This is a genomic window from Aquimarina sp. ERC-38, from assembly GCF_026222555.1.
Lineage (GTDB): Bacteria > Bacteroidota > Bacteroidia > Flavobacteriales > Flavobacteriaceae > Aquimarina.
This window is the reverse complement of record NZ_CP098511.1, coordinates 4,005,635-4,027,981: the sequence shown is the minus strand read 5'-3', so window position 1 is coordinate 4,027,981 and position 22,347 is coordinate 4,005,635. Positions and strand designations below refer to the sequence as shown.

At 34.4% G+C, this 22,347-nt stretch carries 20 protein-coding genes; 7 read left to right on the top strand and 13 right to left on the bottom strand.

What is annotated here, in order from left to right; all coding sequences use genetic code 11:
- Positions 1-255 precede the first annotated feature (255 nt).
- The 6 genes from NBT05_RS16770 (at position 256) to NBT05_RS16745 (ending at position 6,434) form a co-directional block, all read left to right on the top strand.
- Positions 256-1,119 (top strand): EboA domain-containing protein, encoded by an 864-nt coding sequence (locus tag NBT05_RS16770; RefSeq protein WP_265771057.1) that lies wholly within the window; start codon positions 256-258, stop codon positions 1,117-1,119.
- Positions 1,116-2,024: a TatD family hydrolase gene (locus tag NBT05_RS16765; protein ID WP_265771056.1), complete on the top strand. Its 909-nt coding sequence runs from the start codon at positions 1,116-1,118 to the stop codon at positions 2,022-2,024. The genes NBT05_RS16770 and NBT05_RS16765 overlap by 4 nt, the downstream gene beginning before the upstream one ends.
- Positions 2,025-2,924 (top strand): UbiA-like protein EboC, encoded by a 900-nt coding sequence (gene eboC, locus NBT05_RS16760; RefSeq protein ID WP_265771055.1) that lies wholly within the window; start codon positions 2,025-2,027, stop codon positions 2,922-2,924.
- Between the two features lie 36 nt (positions 2,925-2,960).
- Positions 2,961-4,163 carry a metabolite traffic protein EboE gene (gene eboE, locus NBT05_RS16755; protein ID WP_265771054.1) on the top strand — a complete coding sequence of 401 codons (1,203 nt, stop codon included), beginning with the start codon at positions 2,961-2,963 and terminating at the stop codon, positions 4,161-4,163.
- Positions 4,160-5,539 (top strand): alkaline phosphatase family protein, encoded by a 1,380-nt coding sequence (locus NBT05_RS16750; RefSeq protein WP_265771053.1) that lies wholly within the window; start codon positions 4,160-4,162, stop codon positions 5,537-5,539. Before eboE ends, NBT05_RS16750 begins: the two co-directional genes overlap by 4 nt.
- A 661-nt stretch (positions 5,540-6,200) precedes the next feature.
- Positions 6,201-6,434, top strand: coding sequence for a hypothetical protein (locus NBT05_RS16745; RefSeq protein ID WP_265771052.1), 234 nt, complete (start codon positions 6,201-6,203; stop codon positions 6,432-6,434).
- A gap of 21 nt (positions 6,435-6,455) precedes the next feature.
- Here the strand turns inward: NBT05_RS16745 and NBT05_RS16740 are convergent, their stop codons facing one another.
- The 6 genes from NBT05_RS16740 to NBT05_RS16715 all read right to left on the bottom strand — a co-directional run bounded on the left by NBT05_RS16740 (position 6,456) and on the right by NBT05_RS16715 (position 13,249).
- Positions 6,456-7,052 carry an RNA polymerase sigma factor gene (locus NBT05_RS16740; protein WP_265771051.1) on the bottom strand — a complete coding sequence of 199 codons (597 nt, stop codon included), beginning with the start codon at positions 7,050-7,052 and terminating at the stop codon, positions 6,456-6,458.
- Between the two features lie 2 nt (positions 7,053-7,054).
- A complete protein-coding gene (locus tag NBT05_RS16735) occupies positions 7,055-7,276 on the bottom strand; it encodes a membrane or secreted protein (protein ID WP_265771050.1) in 222 nt (73 codons plus the stop codon).
- A gap of 49 nt (positions 7,277-7,325) precedes the next feature.
- The gene (gene murB / locus NBT05_RS16730) at positions 7,326-8,333 is read right to left on the bottom strand and encodes a UDP-N-acetylmuramate dehydrogenase (RefSeq protein WP_265771049.1); all 1,008 of its coding nucleotides are present in this window, start codon (positions 8,331-8,333) and stop codon (positions 7,326-7,328) included.
- A 551-nt stretch (positions 8,334-8,884) separates the two neighbouring features.
- Positions 8,885-10,111 (bottom strand): pyridoxal phosphate-dependent aminotransferase, encoded by a 1,227-nt coding sequence (locus tag NBT05_RS16725; RefSeq protein ID WP_265771048.1) that lies wholly within the window; start codon positions 10,109-10,111, stop codon positions 8,885-8,887.
- Positions 10,112-10,557: 446 nt separating this feature from the next.
- Positions 10,558-10,959, bottom strand: a complete 402-nt coding sequence (locus NBT05_RS16720) for a DUF1573 domain-containing protein (protein WP_265771047.1) — start codon at positions 10,957-10,959, stop codon at positions 10,558-10,560.
- 400 nt (positions 10,960-11,359) lie between these two features.
- The gene (locus tag NBT05_RS16715; protein WP_265771046.1) at positions 11,360-13,249 is read right to left on the bottom strand and encodes a CotH kinase family protein; all 1,890 of its coding nucleotides are present in this window, start codon (positions 13,247-13,249) and stop codon (positions 11,360-11,362) included.
- Between the two features lie 731 nt (positions 13,250-13,980).
- On the opposite strand from NBT05_RS16715, the gene NBT05_RS16710 reads away from it, so the two are divergent.
- Positions 13,981-16,608, top strand: a complete 2,628-nt coding sequence (locus NBT05_RS16710; RefSeq protein WP_265771044.1) for a valine--tRNA ligase — start codon at positions 13,981-13,983, stop codon at positions 16,606-16,608.
- Positions 16,609-16,624: 16 nt separating this feature from the next.
- On the opposite strand, the gene NBT05_RS16705 is transcribed toward NBT05_RS16710, so the two are convergent.
- The 7 genes from NBT05_RS16705 to NBT05_RS16675 all read right to left on the bottom strand — a co-directional run bounded on the left by NBT05_RS16705 (position 16,625) and on the right by NBT05_RS16675 (position 22,260).
- Complete coding sequence (locus tag NBT05_RS16705; RefSeq protein WP_265771043.1) at positions 16,625-17,980, bottom strand: hypothetical protein; 1,356 nt, start codon at positions 17,978-17,980, stop codon at positions 16,625-16,627.
- Positions 17,981-18,002: 22 nt separating this feature from the next.
- Entirely contained in the window at positions 18,003-19,049 is a 1,047-nt protein-coding gene (locus tag NBT05_RS16700) for an HlyD family secretion protein (RefSeq protein ID WP_265771042.1), read from the bottom strand.
- A gap of 49 nt (positions 19,050-19,098) precedes the next feature.
- Positions 19,099-19,809 carry a DUF4956 domain-containing protein gene (locus NBT05_RS16695; RefSeq protein ID WP_265771041.1) on the bottom strand — a complete coding sequence of 237 codons (711 nt, stop codon included), beginning with the start codon at positions 19,807-19,809 and terminating at the stop codon, positions 19,099-19,101.
- A 128-nt stretch (positions 19,810-19,937) separates the two neighbouring features.
- The gene (locus tag NBT05_RS16690) at positions 19,938-20,207 is read right to left on the bottom strand and encodes an acyl-CoA-binding protein (RefSeq protein WP_265771040.1); all 270 of its coding nucleotides are present in this window, start codon (positions 20,205-20,207) and stop codon (positions 19,938-19,940) included.
- A complete protein-coding gene (locus NBT05_RS16685; RefSeq protein ID WP_265771039.1) occupies positions 20,204-20,857 on the bottom strand; it encodes a phosphatidylserine decarboxylase family protein in 654 nt (217 codons plus the stop codon). The genes NBT05_RS16690 and NBT05_RS16685 overlap by 4 nt, the downstream gene beginning before the upstream one ends.
- Positions 20,847-21,650 (bottom strand): phosphatidate cytidylyltransferase, encoded by an 804-nt coding sequence (locus NBT05_RS16680; RefSeq protein ID WP_265771038.1) that lies wholly within the window; start codon positions 21,648-21,650, stop codon positions 20,847-20,849. The genes NBT05_RS16685 and NBT05_RS16680 overlap by 11 nt, the downstream gene beginning before the upstream one ends.
- Before the next feature lies 1 nt (position 21,651).
- On the bottom strand, positions 21,652-22,260 hold the full coding sequence (locus NBT05_RS16675) for an LUD domain-containing protein (protein ID WP_265771037.1): 609 nt from the start codon (positions 22,258-22,260) through the stop codon (positions 21,652-21,654).
- Between the last annotated feature and the right edge of the window lie 87 nt (positions 22,261-22,347).

The window sequence follows — 22,347 nt, the reverse complement described above, 5'->3', positions numbered from 1 at the left end:
TAAAAAAGCAACCTTTACATACTTTTAAGTTTGGAATCTCTTTATTTTACTATACTTTATAAACTACTATTTATTCTAACCGGACACTAATAATTGTAAATCTTAAAAATTCATTTAAAAGGGAATTCTACCTTTCTTATAAATTTAAAAATATAATAACAACCCTTATGATAATAAATATAAAAATTATAGTAAGTCTCTTTAAGTTCGTTATGTAATCAGAGAATAACTCTTTATATTCACAAAAAAAATAATATGTTTTATAGTGAGTCCGACCGCACTATTAAAATAATAATAGAAAATCAGCTCTCACATGAGGTGAAGGACTGGCTACATTTGAAATTAAAGAAATGTAACGAACAACCTTCTCAAAGAGAACTGTATCTTACCTATTCTTTAATTGCTAGTAAGGTTCCTGCTTTCACTATTGATTTTAAAAATCCGGAAAAAGATACGCTAGAGGTTTATTTAAAACAACAAAACGCTAATTTACCGGAACTTACCCGTATCCATTTCCTTACCGAACTTTTAAAAAACAATTCTGATTTTTATACCCCGCTGGTTAAAAATATTATCCAGGTGGCAGATAAAACCGAACTTGCCACCTTTTTAAAATTTTTATTGCTGTTACCGGAACCTGGAAATTATAAAGAAGTAGCGGTGGATGCCTTAAGAACCAATATCACTTCGGTTTTTGATGCTATTGCCCTGGATAATCCGTATCCTTCGGTCTATTTTACTAAAGAACAATGGAATCAATTATTTTTAAAAGCGGCTTTTATGGAAAGGGATTTACGTCGTATCGTACATATTGATAAGATGGCTAACCCGGAATTAAGCCGAATTATTTCTGACTATGCCCATGAACGCTGGAAAGCTTCAAGAACCGTAAACCCTTATTTCTGGAGACCAGTTACCAGTTTTATGGATACGGTTATTTTAGAAGATATGAAAAACCTTTTTGAGAGTAGCAATCCCATAGAAAATAAAGCAGCTACCCTCTGTTGTTACCATTCTGGTGATGGAAAAGCTAAACAATTACTACTAACACATGCTACCTGGGTGAACGCTGTTGAAAATGGCACTTTAACCTGGAACACCTTAACAAACAAAGTATGAAAGATTCTTTACTATTTATTGATCCGCACATTCATATGACTTCAAGGACTACCGATGATTATGAAGCCATGCGTGATGCTGGTATCGTTGCCATTATCGAACCTTCTTTCTGGTTAGGACAACCCCGTACGCAAGTGGGGTCTTTTCAGGATTACTTTAGTAGCCTGGTAGGCTGGGAACCTTTTAGGGCCAGTCAGTTCGGGATACAACATTACTGTACGATCGGGTTAAATTCTAAAGAAGCAAATAATGAGGCTCTCGCCGAACAAGTAGTGGATTTATTACCACTGTATTTACATAAGGAAAATGTTGTGGCTATCGGAGAAATCGGGTATGATGATCAGACTAAAGCCGAAGATAAATACTTCCGAATGCAACTGGAAATGGCCAAAGAACTAGATATGACAGTACAGGTACATACACCACATAGAGATAAAAAATCCGGAACCATTCGTAGTATGGAGGTATGTCTTGAACATGGATTGGATCCTTCTAATGTAATTATCGATCATAACAATGAGGAAACGGTGCAGGATGTGCTAGATAGAGGATTTTGGGCGGCATTTACCATTTACCCAAAAACGAAGATGGGTAATGAACGTATGGTTGCGGTTATAAAAAAATACGGAAGTAAGCAGATTATCGTCAATAGTTCTGCAGATTGGGGGGTAAGTGATCCTTTGGCGGTTCCTAAAACGGCTTCGTTGATGCTTAAAAGCGGAGTTGACCGACAGGAAATTATTAATTCCTGTTATCAAAATGCCCTGGACGCTTTTGGTAAAAATGGAAAAATGAATCCTTCGGCATGGCTAGAAAATAAAGGTGTGGATCAGAGTCAATTATTTCTGGATAATAGTGTTTTACGCGGACAAAAGCCTAAAATTGATACTGATAAAATCGTATAAATGAATAAAAAGGTAGTAAAAGGGTATCTGAGGTTAATGAGACCACCAAATTTGCCTACCGCAGTTGCAGACATTTTAGCAGGAGCTGCTATTTCGGGTTTGGTACAGCAGATAGCCATTACTACTTCAGGTTACGGTTCGTTACTATTTCTAGTTGGAGCTACTATTTGTTTGTATGCCGGGGGGGTTGTATTAAATGATGTATTTGATTATAAAATTGATATAAAGGAACGACCGGAACGAGCATTACCCAGTGGTTTAATTTCTTTAAAAAACGCGGCGATCTTTGGTAGCTTACTATTATTTACAGGAGTGATCTTTGCTTTTATGGCTAGTACAACTTCCGGAGGAATAGCCATTATATTAGCTTTTGCGATCATACTTTATGACAGTGTTTCTAAACATAATAGTTTCCTGGGTCCGATTAATATGGGTGTTTGCAGAGGTTTAAATCTGGTATTAGGGATGTCCGGAACTTTACTAACCGGGGATTGGCTATGGTTAAGCCTAATTCCGGTAGTCTATATTGCAGCGGTTACTTTAATCAGTAGAGGAGAAGTACATGGTGGTAATAAACGAAATATTGTATTCTCCGGAGCATTGTACTTAGCGGTTATTCTTACAGTTTCTTATTTAATTTTTAGTTTAGAAGATGTACAGGTTATTGCGTCCCTTCTATTTTTACTTTTGTTTTCGTTAAGTATTTATATTCCGTTGTTTAAAGCTTATAAAAATAATATCCCAGGTACCATTAAAAAAGCAGTTATTGCAGGTGTTTTATCCATCGTGTTACTGGATGCTGCTATAGCGGTTAATTTTACTTTTTGGTGGTACGGTTTACTGATAGTTTGCCTTTTACCTGTATCTATGGGACTGGCTAAACTTTTTGCTGTTACTTAACGCTGTACATGATCTGTTTTTAACCTATAAAAACCTATGCTAATAGCTGATACATTTCAAGTTACTTATTGTACCAATATTCATCCGGGAGAATCCTGGCAGACTACCTTTAAAAGTTTGGAATCCTATGTGGTACCCATTAAAAAGAGCATTTGTGACCAGGAACCTTTTGGAATTGGATTGCGTTTATCGAATGAAGCCAGTAAAGAATTAGGAACTGGGAATCATCTGGAAGTTTTTAAAAAGTGGTTGGCTAGCCAGAACCTATACGTGGTTACGATTAATGGGTTTCCTTACGGTAATTTTCACGGTGAACGGGTTAAAGATCAGGTACATCAACCTAATTGGACTACCAGAGAACGGGTTGATTATACAATAAGGCTTAGTCAACAGCTTGCAGAATTGACCTTACCGGGCGGTTCGGCAGGTATTTCTACGTCTCCGGTTAGTTATAAACATTGGCATACCTCTCAGGAAGATAAAGAAAGAGTATTAATCGCTGGGGCAAAGCATCTAATTGAAGTAGTCGCGTACCTGTATGATGTAGAAAAAAGATTTAAAAAATACATCCACCTGGATATTGAACCGGAACCGGATGGTATGTTAGAAAATACAAAAGATGTATTGTTGTTTTTTAAAGATTACCTTTTACCTCTGGGTTATGAACAACTAAAAGAGCAATGGAAGATGAATCGATCCGATATTTATCGATGGATTCACCGGTACCTCACTGTTTGTTATGATGTATGTCATTTTGCTTTAGCTTATGAACTGCCAGAATATACTTTTAATACACTATCAGAAGCCGGGATCAAAATTGGTAAAATACAAGTAAGCGCTGCATTAAAAGTACTTTTTGATAAGCGTAAAGAGCAAGAAATTAAAGATGCATTATGTTTGTTTGATGAAGATATCTATTTACATCAGGTAACTAGTTTAACTAATGATAGAGTCATTACTTTTAATGATTTACCAGAATTTTTAAAAGATACACACTACTATGAAGAGGCCCGGGTTCATTTTCATGTTCCTATTTTTACTGAACAGTTTGGTATTTTATCTTCTACTCAAGGACACATATTAAAAGTATTAGAATATTTGGTTTCTAATCCAATAAGTACTTGTCTGGAAATTGAAACCTATACCTGGGAAGTTTTACCGGCAGATTTAAAATATAATTTAACAGATAGTATTGTGAGGGAAATCAAATGGCTCACCAATAGATTACTTCAAGAATGAAAAAAACCGTAGTTATCAATATTGTCGGATTAACCGAAAGACTGATAGGAACTCACACACCTAATATCGTAACTTTTCTTAATCAAGGACAGCTTACTTATATAAAACCGGTAGTTCCGGCAGTAACTTGTACGGCTCAATCCACTTATTTAACTGGAAAGTGGCCAAGTGAACACGGTATAGTAGGTAACGGATGGTATTTTAAAGAAGAATGCGAAGTCAAATTCTGGCGACAATCTAATAAACTGGTTCAATCTGAAAAGATTTGGGATGAGCTAAAAGCATTGGATAAAGATTTTACCTGTGCAAACCTTTTTTGGTGGTACAACATGTACAGTTCAGCAGATTATGGGGTAACTCCCCGACCTAATTACCTGGCTGACGGTAGAAAGATACCGGATATTTACTCATATCCTGCTAATTTGCGTAATCACTTGCAAGAAGAGTTAGGTACGTTTCCACTATTTAAATTTTGGGGACCTATGACCTCTATTGCGTCGAGTAAATGGATTGCAGATGCTGCGGTATTGACAGATCAAAAATATGATCCGACTTTATCACTGATCTATTTACCACACCTGGATTATAATTTACAACGCTACGGTAATGATTTAAAGATTATAGACAAAGACTTAAAAGAAATAGATACAGTAGTGGGGGAGTTGATCACCTATTATAAAAATAAAGACTCTAATATTATACTGCTTTCAGAATACGGGATTACGGATGTCGATTTACCTATACATATCAATCGCATTTTACGGAAAGAAGGCTATCTTGCCATTCGGGAAGAGAGAGGTCTGGAGTTACTGGATGCAGGGATGAGTACTGCCTTTGGAGTAGCAGATCATCAGATTGCTCATATCTATCTAAACGACCCGTCGGTTCAGAATAAAATTAAAAATTTGTTTCTTAACACTAAAGGAGTTCAGGCAGTATTAACAGGTGAAGAAATTAAAACCTATCATCTGGACCATGATCGATGTGGTGATTTGGTTGTCATTGCAGCGCAGAACGCCTGGTTTACGTATTATTTCTGGGAAGATGATAAAAAGGCACCGGACTTTGCTCGTATGGTTGATATTCACAAAAAACCAGGATATGATCCGGTAGAAATGCTTCTTAATGCAAACGACCTCTTTGTAAAACCTAAAATTCTTTTAAAACTACTTAAGAAAAAGCTAGGGTTCAGAACAGTAATGAATGTGATTCCCCTTGATGCCAACTTAATTAAGGGCTCTCATGGAACTGTACCTACAAGCCCCTTAGACTATCCTGTTTTAATTTCAGATCATCTCACAATAAAAGATGCTAAAAATACAGTTGAGGCAATTGAGGTATATCGAATTATAAAAGATCAGGTGATTTCTTCTTAACTATATATAGACATCGGAGAATCTTGATAAAATTAAAATTAAGAAAAAAATAATTGTTTTAATACAATCATAATTACACCAATTTACGGGTAAAAAATAACTAAGCCGCCTTTACAGCATGTATCTTAATAAGCAATTTAAATGTCGTTCTATTGACAAAATAAAGCGTAGAATTAGTGTGTTTAAAATGCACTTTTCTACATGTTTTTTTTAGATATTGATTAAATTTTTTACTTGATTATTAAGGTAAAATTATTAAAAGTGTATATCTATGTTTCGTTTTGACTCAATATTTTTCATACATTATTTAATTTTGCTGTTAAATCTAGCACTATTTTGTAAATACACTAAAGAATTCTCAAAAATTGCAGGGTGTATTCTTTAAAAAAGATGCAAACTCTATATTTATATTGATAATAAATAAATAGAAATACCTCAAATATGTGATAATTCCGCAATAAAAATGAAATAAACGAGGGAATTATACGTTAAAAGCTTATAATTTTTCATAATTTACTAATACTACGGTAAAACCGCAAATTATATATGGTAATTTATTATTTTTTATTATTTTTGTAGTGTGAATAGATTATTAACACATACTTTAAGGTAAGTTTTAACAAACCCCTATTACAAAAGTTAAAAATAAAACCAAAACGTAATGACACAAGATCAGTCAGCTGAAGAAAAGCAATTAGCAAAAAGCAGAAAAAAAGTAGAAAAATGGTTAATTAGTAACAAACGTTTTATTAATATAACCGGTATTGAAAAGGATATTTCTGCACCTAAAGGTTTAATCCAAAAGTACATTAAATACGATAAAAAAATTAATGATAAATGGATTGAACCTATACATGGCGTTATCAAAAAAATAACTTCATTTAGTGTGAGATAATTAACACTTACATCATTGTAATTAAGAAGGATTGGAAGTAGTTTTCAATCCTTTTTTATTTATGATAATGGTCGCCAGTAATTTTTTTGCTCTTAGCAATTTTACTTTTATATTATTAATAGGTTCTTCCAGAACATCCGCAATTTCCTGATAACTTAATTCCTGAAAATACCTTAAATTAATAACTTCCTGGTAATTAGGTTTTAAAAGTTTGATAAATTGTAATAATTCGGCTAAGTTCTGCTCCGTGATAATTTTATCTTCCGCACTAGGGGTATTATCCGCAATATTGTACACTTGTTGCTCTTCATCCTTAGTAGTATTCGATCGAATGGAAGCATTTTTCTTTCTTATCAGGTCAATATGAATATTTTTTGATATTTGAATCAACCATGTTTTAAAGCTATATTTTTCATCAAAACTTGCAATCTTATCAAAGGCTTTTGAGAAACTTTGAATACTAATATCTTCAGCTTCATATTCATTTTGAGTCCTTTTTAATTGAAAATGATATACATCGTTCCAAAAGGTATCTAAAAGATAATTAAAAGATGCCTGGACTCCGGCTTTTGCACTTATAATATGTTGCTGAAGATTGAGGGTTTTATCTTCTGACACTTCTAAGAAAGCTTACTGGTGGTTTGTACATTGCCATCATTACAGTCAGCGTACTGATCCGGTGTTTTACCACACATAGAACAGGATTCTCCTTCTTTGTTTAAGAAAGGACTTTGACTTGCACAAGTACCGGAAAAGGTACCGTCTTTTTTTGCCCATAGCTTAATAGCAATACCTGCAAAGGCAAACAATAATAAACCTATACTTAGTAATATCAATTTCATCCTTCCTTTTTTACAAAGTTACAAATAAATTAAAAAGACAAAGCCGGATTTATATAATGTTAACTTCGGTTTGTAAAGATATGTTGAATTGTTTTTTTACTTGTTGCTGAATCTTCTGCGCAATAGCAAGGATTTCATTACCGGTAGCATTGCCATAGTTCACCAGTACCAAGGCCTGATTTTTATGGACTCCCGCATCTTTCCACCGCTTTCCTTTAAAACCGGCTTTTTCAATTAACCATCCTGCAGGTAGTTTAACCATGTTCTCATCAAGTTCATAAAAAGGAACTTCTTCGTATTTTTCTTGAATAGCCGATAGAACTGTTTTTGAGACTACCGGATTTTTAAAAAAACTTCCGCCATTACCAATCTGTTTAGGATCAGGTAATTTACTTTTTCGGATGGCAATGACGGCATCTGCTATTTGCTTAATGGTAGGGGTAGTTATAGCGCCTAACTCTTTCTGTATAGCTCCGTAAGTGGTATGAAGTTGATGCATGTGGGTAGTTAATAAAAAGGATACTTCTGTAATGATATACCTCCCTTTAGCAATACCTTTAAATATAGATTCCCGATACCCGAATTCACATTCTTCTTTATTAAATTTTCTTTCTTTTCCGGTAGTAATATCTAGTGCAGTACAGGAATGAAAAGTATCTTTTAACTCCACCCCATAGGCACCAATATTTTGAATGGGGGCACTTCCAACATTACCTGGAATTAAAGCTAAATTTTCTAGTCCTCCATAGTTCTTAGAAATACAGTATAGTACAAATTTATGCCAGTTTTCACCGGCACCGGCAGAAACCAGAATGGTGTTATCATCAACTTTTTTTTCGGTGATTCCGCAAATAGCAATATGGATGACTAAAGCATCGATATCAGCGGTTAGTAACATGTTACTTCCGCCGTTTAAGATAAAAATATTTTGGTCTTTATAAGCTTTTACCACTTCTTCAAGTTGTTTGCTATCCGTAACCCGAATATAAGAAGATGCGGTCACGTCAATACCAAAAGTATTGTAGGCTTGTAAGGATTTTTGATGTTCTATATGCATAAAAACATGGGTACTTATCTTATTTTACTCCTGATATGGATTATTATTCTATTACATTAGTGACCAGTAAAGATTCAAGACCCGCCTGCAGACGGGCAGGTCGCTATCGCTTCTAGAATCAAGACTAGTTTACTATAACATTAAAAATATATATTATAAAATTATCCCTGTCAAAAAAGCATCCTTCAAATATTTTAAGGTTTGGAATCACCTTATTTTACGATGTTTGATAAACTTTTAGTTATTTTAACCGGAAACTAATAATTCTATTATAATAGTATGAAAATACCACTTTTTAAAATAATATCCTTGTTTTAAATCGAAGTGGTTTAAACTTTTCTGATTGAAGCGAAAAATAGGTATTTTTTGCTTAATTGAAATTATTTTTCAGTTGCATAGCCGTAGCTACGGAACTTAAAAATGATAAAAAGTAAGTGAAAAAGAACATTTTGCAGCCAATTATGGAAAGTTCAAACAACTTCATAATATAGATACTATGAAAAGTTGCGTTACTCCTAACTATTTTTTGTATAATAAAGCATACACGACCTTTACACTGTTTCTGATAAGGCTTTATTCGGGAACTTTGCTAGATAAACGCTCAATGCGGATTTTAAAATACGTACGGCTTCAATAAGTGATGCTTCTTCCAGAACGTAAGCGATTCTCACCTGGTTTAAACCTTCGTTAGGACTGGAATAAAATCCGGCGGCAGGAGCAATCATAACCGTTTTTTGATTAAGTTCATAAGCATCTAATAGCCAGATGGCAAAATCATTAGCATCTTGTACGGGTAAAGCTGCAATACAGTAAAAAGCCCCCTTAGGGATTGCTACCTGACATCCGGGAATAAATTGTAATTCTCTAACTAACGTATCTCTTCGGGTTTTATAAATAGCTACTGTATCCGTATAATAGGATTGCGGAGCATCCAGTGCGGCTTCACTGGCTATCTGAGCAAAGGTTGGCGGACTTAAACGAGCTTGCGCAAATTTCATTGCTGTTTGCATGACCTCCTTATTTTTACTCACCATACAACCGATTCTTGCGCCACACATACTATAGCGCTTAGAAAAGGAATCCACGACGATGGCGTGTTGATCCAGGCCAGGTTCCTGTAAAATCGAATGATGAACCTCGTTTTGATCATAAATAAATTCCCGATATACCTCATCTGAGATTAAAAAGAGATCATATTTAATTGCTAATTCTGCCAGTGCTTTAATTTCGCTTTTACTGTATAAATAACCAGTAGGATTTCCCGGATTACAAATGAGTATAGCCTTGGTATTTGCATTGATTAGTTTTTCAAAATTTTCAATAGGTGGTAGTGCAAAATCATCTTCTATCTTTGAAATAACCGGAACCACCGTAATTGTTGATTGTGTGGAAAAACTATAATAATTCGCATAGAAAGGTTCAGGTACAATAATTTCATCCCCCGGATCCGTAATACTACCCATCGTAAAAATTAAGGCTTCACTCCCCCCGGTTGTCACTAAAATATCATCTGCAGTAACTTTAATGTTAAATTTATCGTAGTAAACTGCCAGTTTTTTACGTAAACTTTCAAATCCTGCCGAATGACTGTAGGCAAGTATCTCCAGGTTATGATTGCTTACGGCATCCATAGCAATGGCAGGGGTTTTTACATCCGGTTGACCAATATTAAGGTGATATACCTGTATTCCTTTTTTCTTAGCTTTTTCAGCATAAGGAACCAGTCGGCGGATAGGTGATTCGGGCATTGCTTTTCCCTTTTGGGAGACAACAGGCATAGGTTTGATTTTTACGCTGCTAATTTCCGAAATAAATAGCAGGTATTGTTAATGAAATCTAAATTAATTTAAGGTGAATATATTTCATTTTATGCAATTTTTATTATTGATGTCTGGTAAAGATTCAAGATCCGCCTGCGAACGGGCGGGTCGCTATCTCTTCTAGAATCAAGAATTAAGAATCAAGGCTAATTATTAAAACATTGAAAATCAATATTTTAAAATAATTCATAAAAAACAAATTACTTCAAAAAAATAAAAAGCAACCTATAAATACTTTTAAGTTTGGAATCACTTTATTTTACTATGCCTCATAAACTATTGTTTATTTTAACCGGACACTGATAAATTTTTATCAGAAAATATAAAAGATATGCTAAATACAACATCTGCAAAACAAAAAAGCCGTCGGTAAAGACGGCTTTTATAACTTTATATCTACTATATTATTTTTTTTCCAACACACTTTTTGAATTATCCTGGATGGTACCTTTAATTTTAATAGGTGTAGGCATTTCGGATGCATTGGAATATACCGAGATCGTTTTTCTAAAAGGTCCGATACGCTTGGTATCATATTTTACTTCAATGACCCCTGATTCACCGGGAGCGATAGGATCTTTCGGTTTTTTAGGTATGGTACATCCGCAACTGGACTGTACCCTGGAAATTACTAATGGTGCTTTTCCGGTATTCGTAAATTCAAATTGCCGAACTCCGTCCGCACCTTTAGCGATTTCACCGTAGTCAATAACATCTGTTTTAAATTCAATTTTTGCTTGTGCCTCCTGGGCGTTAACAGCAACTCCCATTACAGCTACACATAAGATTAACATCAATTTTTTCATAATGTAAATTTTTATAAGGTGCTAAAATACTATTTTTTTATAACTTCAAAATTCCCCAACATTTTTAAGTATTCCTAGTTACATATTTAATTATTAGTGTCTGGTAAAGATTCAAGACCCGCCTGCGGACGGGCAGGTCGCTATCGCTTCTAGAATCAGGACCAATTATTACAATATTAACTATGTCAAATAAACAGATTACTTTTAAGTAGTAAAAAAGCAACCTTTACATACTTTAAAGTGGAATCACCTTATTTTACTATGCATTATAAACCAAGCCTTAAGAACGTATTAAGCACGAAATCTACCCTTCATAGTAACTACTTTTTAAAGATTAAGATAGTTGCTTAACACGAGGTGGCTTACATTTCTACTCCAGTTGATAGTATCCCTGATGTTATTATTTTTTCACAAACTTTCTATGGAAGGTTAAATTCTCAGTGCCTATACTGATAAAATAGATACCTGTTTGAAAAGCACTAACGTTTAACTTTATCTGGTTAATATTCGCCTTGCTTGTTTGAAGTACGAGCTTACCAACAGAATTGAATATTCTTATTTTTACGTTAGGGTTTTTTTCAACCATTGATATAATTAACTCATTATCGGTAGGGTTGGGTGAAATGTGAATTTTAGCTTCCTCATAGCTAACGTTACCAATGCCTAGAGTACCATTACCTACATTTACTTTAATACGCTGAGAAGCTGTACCATCTGTCGTGCTCACCACTATATACGTGCTGCCCTCCGATTTAGCTTCTACATCAGCTGTTTGTTCAACCTCTACAATTTCAGGATCTTCAGAGTACCAATACAAGCCTTCTAAACTTGCACTTAAGGGCATAATAGTGGCATTGATACGGGTTTCTTCATCGACCCCGAGGTTTATAACAGCAGGCACATCAATATTTGTGGCAGCCACATAAGCGCCACAGGTGATCCCTTCGACCCTTAACTGGTCTCTGATAAATCTATTTTGCTGGCGTATAAATTCTTTTATGCCAGGATAGTAGATCGGATGACCATTACGTAAAGTGAAATAAATTAATCTCGTAAACCCGTGGTTGCTTTCAAAATCCTGCTCTGAATGTAGTTTATAAGGATCCGCTTGTACGTAAGGTCTAATAAGAGCACTCAATTCATCCACACGTTTAAATAACCTTTCTTCATTAAAAAGTTGAATAATTTGACAAGCCGATTTACTGTATTGTTCGCGTATGGCTGCATTAGTTAGCAGGCGCTCCAATACACCGGTAAATGGCACCTTCCTTCCCTTTTCTACTTGTATATAAATGTTGTGTGCAGCTACAACATCCACTTCGTCATTAGGAGCTTGATCAAAAGTCCAGTTATAATCCCAAGGGATCCATTCAATTTTACCCGTGTTTGGGTTAGCATACACATAAAAATTGCCGTTTAAACCATAACCTGCATCGTGGGTTTGCGAGATGCGGTTGAAAGCCATTACTTTAAGCGCCCTGTCTACATCAAATTTTGTTTCCAGTAATGCTTTGTAAGTAGTAGCCGTAGCATCGGTAGAAAGTAATTTTTCAAAGGCAATCAAATCACTCCAATCGTCTTCTTTCTCGTTGGTCTTTTTTTCCCAAGCACTTTTATTTATTGGGCGATCATTGGGGTAGTCAATCCAATAGTCGGGAAACGTAATAGGATCTGGTTGGTAACGACCCGTAGTATCGCGGTTAACTTTAAACGATGCGCCATGATCGGCTTTGTATAAGTTGCCTTTTTTGGTGCCATGGTTGTATTCTAAATAGGTTTTATCGATTTGCTCTACAATATTGTATAAGCCTCTAAGCTCGCCATTTATCCATAGTTCCGTATAAGCTACACGAACGCTATTTAAACCTAAATCGCGCATTAAATCGTAGGCCAACTTTTCGCGCAAGCGAGAAGGGTCTCTCAAATAGTTATGCAAGTTGAACTTTTTAAGTCCATCGTACTTTTTGCCCTTTACAAACTCATTAAGGTCAACTTTAAAGGCACCTTTACCACCCTTAATTCCTTCCAAAGAGGACGCACCTTTAAACCTTATGCCCACTGAATCAACCGTAGTTCCATCAATGGTGATGTTTGATAAAGCATACACAAAGCCTTTTTGAATATTTTCTAGTAAGCTATCGTTCCATTTTACATAGGGAAACTCAATTTCGATTTTATGCACATAGCTGTCGTCGTATAAACTACGTCCTGGTTGCGCATGCAGTACTTGTCCGAACACGTTAATTATCAGTAGTAAAATAATAGAGTTTAATAGTTGGTTACTTTTCATCAGAGTTGAGTTTTATAGTTAAATCAATAGTGTTAAATATATGTATATAAGGATATTAATCCGGCATCATAAAAAAAATGTATTTCTTAAAAATTGGCTATTTCGGTCTGACCTTGTCGCTAGTTCTCAGTAACTATGCCACTTTAAATGATACTACAATTATACGAAAAAAGTTAGATATTTATTTTTTAAATTCTCTTTTAGGAAGGATGTATCTTTTAGGTCTATTCTTTGTAATAGACTACCTGTAAAGCCGTTATCATTTTTTATGCAACTTTATAGTGGTTGTTTATTTAATTTTTAATGCTATGTCGAGCTATGTAAGTATGAACTGTCTGACCTCTCGTTGGAATATTTCTATTGAGCTTACAACTAATAGTACTCTTGTTGACACCTAACTCTGTGACGACTTGTGACTGCGTAAATCCAACTTGTAAAAGACTTTGAATTTGATATCTCTACGATAAGGTCAAATGTTTATAATGCTTTATTCAAAACGAATATAATTATAAAAACAGATGGGACTAGCCTCGAAAAGTCAGATATACAAAAAGCCAGTAAAGTACGGTCTACAAAAGGTGTAAACCTTCCTATCTACGGAAGGTTAGCCGCTATTTTGATAACCTTGAATTTTAACTCTTGATTTGCATTATTATTTATTTTAACCAGACACTAATAATATTTAATAAGTATTTTTGCAAACTATATTCAAAAATCAGACCAACCAGAAAATGGCTACAAATACATACGATTCAAAGGCAGTAGAGGCGAAGTGGTATCAATATTGGACGGACCAGAATTACTTTCACTCTGAGGTAGACGACCGGGAAGCTTACACCATTGTTATACCACCGCCTAACGTGACGGGCGTATTACATATGGGGCATATGCTGAACAACACCATTCAGGACGTATTGATTAGAAGAGCCCGGCTAAAAGGATACAACGCTTGTTGGGTTCCTGGTACGGATCATGCTTCTATTGCTACCGAGGCTAAAGTCGTAGCCAAACTCAAATCCGAAGGTATTGATAAAAATGACCTTACCCGAGAACAGTTCCTGGAACATGCCTGGGAATGGACGCATAAGCACGGCGGTATCATTTTAGAACAGTTAAAAAAACTGGGGGCTTCCTGCGACTGGGAACGTACGGCATTTACCATGGATGAGAACTTGTCTAAATCAGTACTAAAGGTTTTTGTGGATTTATATAAGAAAGGACTTATTTATCGTGGCTACCGAATGGTGAACTGGGATCCCGAAGCCAGAACTACCTTGTCTGATGAAGAAGTGATTTATGAAGAAAAAGAAGGAAAACTCTATTTTATAGCGTATCAAATTGAAGGCGAAGATGAAACCTTAACCATTGCAACAACACGCCCGGAGACCATTATGGGTGACACCGCCATATGTATTAACCCAAATGACGAACGTTTTCAACATTTAAAAGGTAAAAAAGCCATAGTTCCTATCGTAAACCGAAGCATACCTATTATTGAAGATGAATATGTAGATATGGAATTTGGAACCGGATGCCTTAAAGTAACTCCCGCGCACGACCCGAACGATAAAATACTAGGCGATAAACATCACCTGGAAATCATTGATATCTTTAATGAAGACGCTACTTTAAACCAATATGGGCTTCATTATAAGGGAAAAGATCGTTTTGTCGTAAGAAAAGAAATTGAAAAAGAACTTTCAGAATCAGGGATATTACTAAGAACCGAAATTCATATAAATAAAGTAGGAACCAGCGAACGGACCAAAGCGGTTATAGAACCACGATTGAGTGATCAATGGTTTTTAAAAATGAAAGAGCTTGCAGCACCTGCTCTAGAAGCGGTTTTAGAAAAAGAGGTACAATTAGTTCCTGAAAAATTTATCAACACGTACAAATACTGGATGGAAAATGTACGGGATTGGAATATCTCCCGGCAGCTATGGTGGGGGCACCAAATTCCTGCTTATTACTACGGAGAACATAAAACGAATTTTGTAGTTGCAGAAAACGTTGAAGAAGCTTTACAGTTGGCTATTAAAGAATCCGGTAATAAGAATTTAACCGTTACGGATTTAGTACAGGATGCAGATGCGTTAGATACCTGGTTTTCTTCCTGGTTATGGCCGATGAGTGTATTTAACGGTATTTTGGAACCTGATAATAAAGAGATCAACTATTACTACCCAACAAACGACCTGGTTACTGCACCCGAAATCTTGTTTTTCTGGGTAGCACGAATGATTATTGCCGGATATGAATACAGAGATCAAAAACCTTTCTCTAATGTATACTTAACCGGGATTGTAAGAGACAAACAACGACGTAAAATGTCAAAATCCCTGGGTAACTCTCCGGATCCTTTGGTTTTAATTGATAAGTATGGAGCAGATGGCGTTCGGGTAGGGATGTTGTTAAGTTCACCTGCGGGTAACGACCTTATGTTTGACGAAGATCTTTGTCACCAGGGGAGCGCTTTTGTCAATAAAATTTTCAATGCCTTTCGTTTAGTACAGAGGTGGAAGGTAGATCGTGACATTAGTCAACCTGCCTCTTCACAATTGGCTATTCAATGGTACACAGCAAAGTTTCAGCAAACTTTAGTGGTTCTGGAAGATCATTACGCAAAATATCGGATAAACGATGCTTTAATGGCAACGTACAAATTGGTCTGGGATGACTTTTGCAGTTGGCTATTAGAGATGGTAAAACCAGGATATCAGGAACCTATCGATGCAGAAACTTATAAATCGGTAATTCATCTTTTTGAAGAAAATTTAAAAGTGCTTCATCCGTTTGTACCTTTTATTTCTGAAGAAATCTGGCAGTCTATCACTAAGCGAAGTAAGGAAGAAGCACTTATTATATCCACATGGCCTTTACAGCAATCCTTTGATACAAATTTGATTAAACAGTTTGAAAGTACAGCCGAAGTAATTACGGGAATACGTAATATCCGAAAGCAAAATAATATCTCTTTTAAAGAAAAGTTATCGCTATCTGTTTTAAATAATGCGAACCAAGAGATTACATTCGATCCGTTAATTTTAAAAATGGGAAATATAGAAGCTATTACCTATGTAAAAGATTCTATAACCGGGGCTTTGTCTTATCGCGTAGGAGCAAATGAGTATTTTGTTCCTGTCCAGGGAACTATTGATATAGAAAGTGAGATTAAAAAACTTACCGAAGAACTTTCTTATACCCAAGGCTTTTTAAAAAGTGTTCAGAAAAAATTGCAAAATGAACGTTTTGTGAATAATGCTCCTGAAAAGGTAATTGCTAACGAACGAAAAAAAGAGCAAGACGCCGAAGGGAAAATTGCAACGTTAAAGGCAAGTTTGAAAAATTTAAAATGAATATAGAACGTTGTAATTATTTTAAAATACCTTGAATTTTAGAAAAATGAACGTATTGTTCAATAATTTCTTGTTGTAATATTTTGGAGGATATTTTATTGACTAAGATATCCTTCTTTATTTTTAATAATTCATTTAAATCCATACTCGTGGTATTGATTTTTGTCAATAATTCTTCAAGGAATTTTTCAGTTTGATTTGTAAACATTTGTATTTGATCATAGGTATCTATTTTAAAAACTAAATCGTCTTTTATATTATATAGCGCTTGTGTTTTAAGTAAACTATCTGCTTTTCTTTCTTGAATACGATCTATTTTTTTGTATTCTAATTCCTTTATTTTTAAATAATTTCTTTTTTCGATAGGTATGGTTAAGGAAGCACCTACGGCAATACGGTTTTGCCAACTATTAGAGTGAGGCCCTTGATATTCGAATTGTAGAAAATTAAAAAAAGGACGATTCTCATTCTTTTCCAGAAAGATTTCTTGATCTATGATTTTATTCTTCAGGTTTGTTTTTCTTATCAACAGCTCATTTTCTAAGGGATTTTTTTTGATCAAAGATTCTTTTATCGAAAAAACCGAAGGTAATCCTTCAAAATTTAGCTGGGAATTATTACTTAAATTGTATTTTTTTAGAATATTGCTGGCTTTAAATTTTAAGCTCTTTGACTTAGTCCGGACTTTAAATAATTCACTTTTGATTTTCAGTATTGATAAATAATTTGTGGAACCGTTCTCCAACTCTCTAGTTACAAATAGTTTTTGATCATTTAATACATCTTGGAGAGAATCATGTAATCTTATGAGTTTTTCAGAAAATTTTAAAAAAATCCAGTCTTTTAAAGCACTGCTTAGACTTTCTTGTTGGTGCAAGTCATTATCCGTTATTGCTTCATCCTGATAAAGGGAAATTAATTTATTCTCAATTTTTATTTTTTTAAAAGAAACCGGTTCTAACCGAAGCTGGTATTCTTGTCTGTTCCAGTTAAACTCGTCTGTTGAACTCCTAAATTCTACCCTGGATAGAATAGGATTATTTTTGGTCATAGCAGGTTCGATAACATCCTGGGATATACTATCTTTAAACCGTTGTAAGAATATTTCAGTGGTAATTAGATCTTGACTATAACTTTTATTAAACAAAAAACAACATAAGATTCCGAAAGTTATATTACGGATGTTAAAAAGGTTTCCGGAATTACGCATAGACTTTTTTATAAAATCAGATGCGATCATTTCTTCTTCCTCACTAACTTCCTCTTCTGCTTTTTTAACTTCATCATCTTGTTTACAACTTACTACAGCTACGGAAGCAACATATAAAATAGCTGGAAATTTTAGTTTGATTATATTTTTTAAGGATCTCATAGTATTCCTTTAAATGAAGGTGTTAATTTAATACTGCCGGTACCCTATTTAAATCCTTATCGTTATTTTCTAAATGTGTTAGTAAAACTTTCTCCTTCTGAAGAAGGCTATTGGTTTGGGTTTCGATTAAAACATTTATTTCACGACCATATATCTTTATTTGTGAAATTTTTCGAAGTCGTTCAGGAATGGTAACAATTCGTGACCCTAAGCCGGTAACTGTACCTTCGTAAACTTTGGTATCATTTGTACTGGAACTTACTAAGACCTTATCACCAATATTAATTTTACTATGTGCATTTTCATGAATATAACCTTTTATAATGTTAGGATGAGACTCATAAAAAGATAATAGTTTTTCAAAAGGTTTTACATATGTATTTGTTTTACAGAGAAGGTCACCGACAACACCATCATCCGGAGCATTGATTATAATAAGGTCATTTTTCTCGTGATTTCCAAGATTTACCTCAGCGGCAATTTTTTCCATTTCTTTAAATAGTGGTTGACTTCCTATTTCTTTCTCATTCTCTAAAGCATTTAGGGTAAAACTATATTTTTTCAAAAGGTCTGCTCGACGTTTCTTGAGCATATTTAGTTCATCCTCTGTTGTTGTGGTTGTCGCATTAGGAACTAGTTTTAAACTTTTCATTTCTTTTAGAATAGAAGTGTTTTGATCGCTAATTTTTTTTAACTGGTCTATGGTATAGTTAATTTTATTTAACTCTTCTTTTTGGATCAATAACGTGTTTTGAATTTCATGAGTTTTTTTAGTTTTCCAAAACTCTTTTTCAGCTTGTAGTTGCTCGATTTCTAAAGGAAGGGTCTTTAACGAAGTATTGGTTGGTGCTAGCTTTATGCCTAAAAGCGGCGTTCCTTTTTTTACCGGACTACCTGGAGATACGTAGATTTTTTCAATAAAAACTGGAAAATTATAGTTGATCACTGTTTCTTTACTATCTGCTATTCCATAAAATTGAACCCTTTCTTTTGAAGATACAAATAGTAAAAAAAGGAGAATAAAGCCAGTAATAGCAATGACAATGTAATGTATGTTTTTTTTCGTCATAAATTCATGCTTTTGAGTTTGCAAACCTATAAAGGGAAAGATAGGAAATTTATAATTTACCGATATTTACATTATTTATAAATTTATATTGAACGATACCCGGAGTACTCTTTAATTTAAGTAAAAGCTCTTGTAAATGCTCAATAGTTGATATCTCTATAAAAAGAACAACTTCCTCATTACGAAAGACCTTTTTGTTTTTTTGATTTCTTGTTTTACGGAATGTATTTATCTCAATAATGCTATTCGTGCTTGTGTATGGAATAATCAATTTTTGAATCTTACCTGAAGAAAATTGTTTGGTTTGATATCTTACATGAAGATTCCCTGAAATTTTATTTTTAGCTTCCCAGGGGGTGTAACGAAAGAATATTGCTATTAAACAAAAGAATAAGGTGCCAATTATTGCTACATTAAATGCTAGTACCCCGCAAGAAATCCCTATTCCTAAAGAAGCAAATATAAAGGTTATATTTCTAGGGTCACTGACCGCAGTTCTAAATCGTATGATAGAAAGTGCTCCTAACATACCGAGTCCTACTGCCAGGCTATCTCCGATAGCAAGCATAATTGCACTAGCAACCATTGAAATTAGAACCAGGGTTTGTAATAAATGATTTCGTTTTTCAAAAGAACTATTAGTGAACTTATAGGTTATTGCAATCATAGAGGATAAAAAAAACGAAAGTAATATAGTGACCATCGAAGTAATGAGTGCTGGGGTATCTTCGTTAGTTTGAAATAAGTCAAAATCAAGCATGAGTATTTTTTAGAAGTTTGACAAGGTTGTAGGAACCTCAAAATGTGAAATTAGTTTTTTTCCATTAATTAGATTGACCACTTTTAATTTGAATACTACCAACTATCATGATATTACCTTACCGTTTATTATTTAATATACTTTTCCACGAGAGCGATATATTCACGCTTAGCTTCTTGTGTGGTAAGGTCTTTAATTTGAAAGAGGGCATTTAATTTAAAAGCGTTTCGCAGTTCACTTTGTCCGGAGGGTGTATGAAACTGGTTGTAGTCATTGATGGTAGCCTGCTTGTAATAAGCATAAAAGTGAAGCATAATATCCGGTGGCAATTTAATTTTCGTTTTACTGGCCTTTTCAAAAGCCTCTCGGAATCGTATGTTTAATTCTTCGTCTTTCATTTTTCAATACGGGCAATCACACTTTCTCCGCCTCTTACCTTTTGATTTAAAGATACTGCGATATCTGTACCTAAAGGTAAAAAAACATCAACCCGGGAACCAAATTTAATAAACCCACTATCACTTCCCTGAGCGACACTTTCATTAGGTTTTGCGTAATTGACAATTCTTTTTGCCAGAGCACCGGCAATTTGACGGTATAAAATGGTAATAAAATCATTAGCGACCACCACGGTTGTTCTTTCATTTTCTTCAGAAGCCTTTGGATGCCAGGCTACCAGGTATTTACCGGCATGATATTTACTGTATTGTATAATACCTCCGATCGGATGACGGGTGACATGAACATTTAAGGGTGACATAAAAATCGAGACCTGAATCCTGTTATCTTTAAAATATTCTTTTTCAAAAACTTCTTCAATAACCACTACTTTTCCATCTACCGGTGAGACCAGGGTCAAGTCATCTGCTACCGTTAAACGCTTGGGATTTCTGAAGAATTGCAGGATTAAAATAGCAAATACCAGACTTATAAAGAAAATTAGAGATATCCAAAGCTTATCCTGAACAGCAATGTAGGCTGCTACATTAATTCCTAAAAATAAAATAAGAACAACAGCAATAATTTTATAACCTTCTTTATGAAACATAATCTAAGATTTGTAAGAAAACATATAAAAACGGACTTGCAAAAATAATACTATCTAAACGGTCAAAAATGCCTCCATGCCCCGGCATGATGGTACCGCTATCCTTAACTCCTGCCTGCCTTTTAAACTTGGACTGTATCAAATCACCTAGGGTTCCAAAGATACTCATTATTATACTTATAATTAACCAGACCCATAAGGTTAGGGAATTTGAATAAAGTCCAATAATCAAACCGGCAATAATACTAAAAAACAAGCCTCCCAGGAATCCTTCTATGGTTTTTTTTGGTGAAATACGTTCTAGTAGTTTTCTTTTTCCAAAGTTTTTTCCTATTAAATAAGCAAAGGAATCGTTAGTCCATATTAAAAATAAGGGTCCTGTAATTAATATAGGGTCGTAATCTTTTCCCGTAAACGGAAGTAAGCTTAGAAATACAAAAGAAGTAATGAGAAAGAAAATAGTGGTCATGTATTTTCTTTTTTCATACATAGGTATGATCCTGATCGTAACCAGGTCTTTGAGTAAAAATAATTGTGTGGTAATGGTTATAATTAAAATCAGAAGTTTTACATAGATTGGTATAGTGAATAGGTGAAAAGCTATTAATAGCAATACAAAAACGGCATAATTAACATAACTCTTTAAGTGTATCAACTTTTGAAATTCCCAGATACTGATAATACCCAACAGAAAATAAAGGCCAATAAAGGTGTAGGGGGATAAAAATATAGCAGTTAAAACCAAAGAAACATACAGTACTCCTGATAAAAATCGAATATGTATTTCCTTCATACTATAGGTCTTCCAACAATAGCAAATATAAATTTTTTGAACTACTTCCGTAGCTCATAAAGTCTTTTTCTTTTTGAGGTTCAAAGTTTTTTATGGTAGTAATATTAGAAGGAATGGATTCTTTATTCTTTTCCTTAATTCCTTTCAATCCCTCGCCAATAGTAGTAACTAACTGACTGGTACCTGCCATAATTACAAAATTATCTGGGAGTTCTGTAAGCTTTTTTTCCCGCAATTGATTGGAGGATACCAGAATAGAACCACTATCGGCAATCAGGTATTCACAGGTTGCAAAAAAAAAGGAACCTTTACTTTTAACGAATTGTAAGTTAAATCCTGAAAATTTATGTTCAAGGGCAATATCAAAACAACAGCACTGCGATTCGTACCAATCGTTTTCTAACAAAATTTTATCAAAAGAATCTAATAATTCTTCCTGTGTATCACAATATAAGAATTTACCACCATTTCTTTTAAAATTAATCATAAAGCTTTCGTCTACCGGTAAATTGATTTCCGGCATATATTTACTTCGGCCTTCTCCCTGAATTACAATATCTTTAGCCTTAGATTTAGATTTTCGAAAAAATAATTTTCTAAATAGGCTCATATATATACATTATAATAAGGAAGTAGGTTAGTATTGACCAATGCTATATTTATGATGGCTTTTATGTTTTAATTCAAAGATAAAAAA